Raw genomic sequence first — 707 nt, 5'->3', positions numbered from 1 at the left:
GAGAGAACTGCGCGATGGTGCGGAAACGCGAGTTGCTGCCCAGGTAGGTGATGGCGATGGCGTCCAGCGCGCCCTCGTCCAGCGCATTCAGGAGGTCGTCGGTCTCCAGGTACTCCACCATGTCCACGTCGAAGCCGTTGTCGTTTGCATACTGTGCGAACGCCCGGGCGTCCTGGCTGTTCTCGATCACTCCCACGCTCATGCCCGAGAACGCGGTGAAGTCCTCGTAGGCGTAGCGCCTATCGTCCAGGCGCACGTTGAGCGTGGTGTAGATGCTGCACATGGGCTCGGCCGAGAACAGCATGCGGTCCGTGCGCTCCTGGGTGTAGTATACGGCGGGGAGCAGGTCGATCTCTCCGTTCTCCAGCGCCTCGTAGGCTTCGGCCCATCCGGCGAAATCCACGTACTCGTACGTCCAGTCGGCGTAGCGCCGCAGCTCTTCCAGGTAGTCGATGTTGTAGCCCACGAGCTGGCCGGCCTCGTCGTAGGACATGTAGTCGCCGTCTTCGTAGTAGCCCACGCGCACGATACGCTTGCCTTCCGGCGCGTCCTCGTCGGCGAAGGCGGGAGGAGCGTAGGCCCCGGGCAGTGCAAGCAGCGCCGCAACGAGTGCAAGCAGCAAAAGCGGCAAGGACACCCCGACCAGGTGCCGGTTCCGCGTGTCTTCTCCTCCGTGTGCTATGGCTTGCTCCGATCCGCTTCGACGC

Annotated in this window: 1 protein-coding gene; it reads right to left on the bottom strand. The window is 64.1% G+C overall.

What is annotated here, in order from left to right; translation table 11 throughout:
• Positions 1-631: transporter substrate-binding domain-containing protein (locus C2L80_RS13505; protein WP_239939036.1), on the bottom strand; the 631-nt coding region annotated here is incomplete at its 3' end.
• Between the last annotated feature and the right edge of the window lie 76 nt (positions 632-707).

It is taken from the genome of Rubneribacter badeniensis (assembly GCF_002899695.1).
Classification (GTDB): domain Bacteria; phylum Actinomycetota; class Coriobacteriia; order Coriobacteriales; family Eggerthellaceae; genus Rubneribacter; species Rubneribacter badeniensis.
The sequence above is the reverse complement of the archived record's forward strand: the minus strand, read 5'-3'. Positions and strand labels throughout refer to the sequence as shown.